The organism is Citricoccus sp. (genome assembly GCF_032154715.1).
Taxonomy (GTDB): Bacteria; Actinomycetota; Actinomycetes; order Actinomycetales; family Micrococcaceae; genus Citricoccus.
Map to the genome: position 1 here is coordinate 1 of NZ_JALDXU010000167.1, position 2,690 is coordinate 2,690.

Genomic DNA, 2,690 nt, shown 5'->3' on the forward strand with positions numbered 1-2,690 from the left:
CGCCGGCGTGCATCCAGCCGTCGCCCTTGCGTACCGCGCGGCGCAGCGCGGCCTGGGAGATGCGCTGGTTGACCAGGAGCTGGCGCGGGCTCACCCTCAGGACGGCCCGGCCGGCGGCGGGCTCGGGGAGCGACGCCGGCCGCTCCGCCGGGCGGCGGCGGTCCAGTTCGAGGTAGGCGGCCTCCAGGCGCGAGGTGCCGGGGGTGAAGGACAGGACCCGGACGCCCTCACCCACGAGGGTGGCGAGCATGTCAGCGGCCTCGCTGGCCGAGGCCACCTCCACGCTGACCGAGTCCCGGCGCTTGCCCTCGGTGCGGTAGGCGATGGAGTAGTGCTCCAGGGCGGCGTGCAGGGCCGCGGCATCGAGCGCGGTGATCAGGTAGCGGCCCCCGGCGGCGCCCTCCTGGCTGAGATCCTCGACCCGGACGGTGGCTCCGGCCCGGATGAAGACGGCCAGGTCTGCCATCTCGTCGAGCTCGGAGAGCACGTGGGAGGAGACCAGGATGGTCTTGCCGGCGGCGGCCATCTGCTTGAGGTCGTCCCGGAGGCGGATCCGGGAGCCCGGGTCCAGTCCGGACGCCGGCTCGTCCAGGAGCAGCACCTGGGGATCGTGGAGGATGGCCCGCGCCAGAGACAGCCGTTGCTGCTGCCCACGGGAGAGCACCCGCGCCGGCTGGTCCGCGAACGTGGACAGTTCCTGCCACTCCAGCAGCTGCGCCGCGCGGGAGCGGACCCGGTCCCGGTCCATCCCGTAGAACCGGCCCATGGTCGCGAGGATCTCGCGGGCCGTCAGCGATTCCCACACCCCGAGGGTGTCCGGCATCCAGCCGGTGTTCCGGCGGACCGCGGCCGGGTGGACCACCGGGTCGGCGCCGGCGATCGTGACGGAGCCGGCGTCGGGCTTCAGCAGGGAGGCCAGCACCAGCATGAGGGTGGTCTTCCCCGAGCCGTTGGGACCCACCAGTGCCGTGATGGCCCCGGCCGGTGCGGTGAGGTCAACGCCCTGCAGAGCGTTGACGGACCCGAAGCTGCGCGTCACCGAGTCCACGGTGATGCCGGCCACCGGGTCCGGGACGGCAGGGACCGGAGCCTCGCCGGAGTCATCTGTTCGGGTGTCGGTAGTCATGGGCCCATCGTCCGGCACCGCCCACGTCACGGCAAGGACACATGGTCCACGAGGCGGTTGCGGCCGTCTATCCGGGCCCAGTCAGCACCGCGTTGTTACCGTTCCGTGATCCCAGCGGTCATGGGCGGGGCCCGAACGCCGCCTCCACCTAGACTGAACAGCAGTCCCTTTGCCAGTCCGCTGACAGCGGTACGTCAACCCCCTCTGAGGTCCTTGCATGAGTCTGATCGTCCAGAAGTACGGCGGATCCTCCGTCGCCGATGCCGAAGGGATCCTCCGCGTGGCCAGACGCGTGGTGGAAACCCAGCAGGCCGGACACCAGGTGGTGGTGGTGGTCTCCGCGATGGGTGACACCACCGATGAGCTGCTGGACCTGTCCGAACAGATCAATGGAGAGCCACCGGCCCGCGAGATGGACATCTTGCTCTCCGCCGGCGAGCGCATCTCCATGTCCCTGCTCGCCATGGGCATCCACTCGCAGGGCGCCACCGCCCAGTCCTTCACGGGCTCCCAGGCCGGCATGTTCACGGACAGCCTGCACGGCGACGCCCGGATCATCGATGTGTCCCCCGATCGGGTGAAGGACGCCGTGGATGCCGGCGACATTGCGATCGTGGCCGGCTTCCAGGGCATGAGCCGGGAGTCCCGGGACATCACCACCATGGGCCGCGGCGGCTCGGACACCACGGCCGTGGCACTGGCGGCCGCCCTGCACGCGGATGTCTGCGAGATCTACTCGGACGTGGACGGCGTCTACACCGCGGACCCGCGCGTGGTCCCCTCGGCGCGGAAGATCGATGAGATCTCCTCCGAGGACATGCTGGAGATGGCCGCGGCCGGTTCCAAGATCCTGCACCTGCGCTGCGTGGAGTACGCCCGCCGCTTCGGCGTCCTGCTACACGTGCGCTCCTCCTTCTCCCACAACGAGGGCACCTGGGTGCGCCCCAACCCTGACGACACCATCACACTTGAGGAAGGCGAACCCATGGAACAGCCGATCGTTTCCGGCGTGGCCCACGACCGCTCCGAGGCCAAGGTCACCGTCTACGGCGTCCCGGACTTCCCGGGCAAGGCCGCCGAGGTGTTCAACGTGATCGCCACGGCCGGCGTGAACATCGACATGATCGTGCAGAACGTCCCCCGCGTGGAGACCGGACGCACGGACATCTCCTTCACCCTGCCGATCACCGATGGCAAGACGGCCATGGCGGCCCTGGACGCCGCCCGGGAGGAGATCGGCTTCGAGGACGCGATCCTCAACCCGCACGTCGGCAAGCTCTCCGTGATCGGCGGCGGCATGCGTTCCAACCCGGGCGTCTCCGCCACGTTCTTCGACGCGCTGAAGCAGGCCGGCGTGAACATCGAGATGATCACCACCTCGGAGATCCGGATCTCCATCATCACCCGCGAGGACATGCTGGACACCGCCGTGCGAGCCGTCCACCAGGCGTTCGGCCTCGACGCGGACGAGGAAGCCATCGTCCACGGCGGCACCGGCCGCTGATCCGGCGGTAGGGGTCGGCCGTCGAGCCAGCCCGAGAGCCCACCACACACCCAGCCCGAC

2 protein-coding genes are annotated in these 2,690 nt (G+C 70.0%); one reads left to right on the plus strand and one right to left on the minus strand.

The genetic code is table 11. The annotated features are described in order from the left end of the window. Nucleotides 1-1,126: ABC transporter ATP-binding protein (locus tag RUH65_RS15650; RefSeq protein ID WP_313818576.1), on the minus strand; the 1,126-nt coding region annotated here is incomplete at its 3' end. A gap of 217 nt (nucleotides 1,127-1,343) precedes the next feature. On the opposite strand from RUH65_RS15650, the gene RUH65_RS15655 reads away from it, so the two are divergent. Continuing rightward, nucleotides 1,344-2,630 (plus strand): aspartate kinase, encoded by a 1,287-nt coding sequence (locus tag RUH65_RS15655; protein ID WP_313818577.1) that lies wholly within the window; start codon nucleotides 1,344-1,346, stop codon nucleotides 2,628-2,630. Nucleotides 2,631-2,690: the final 60 nt, after the last annotated feature.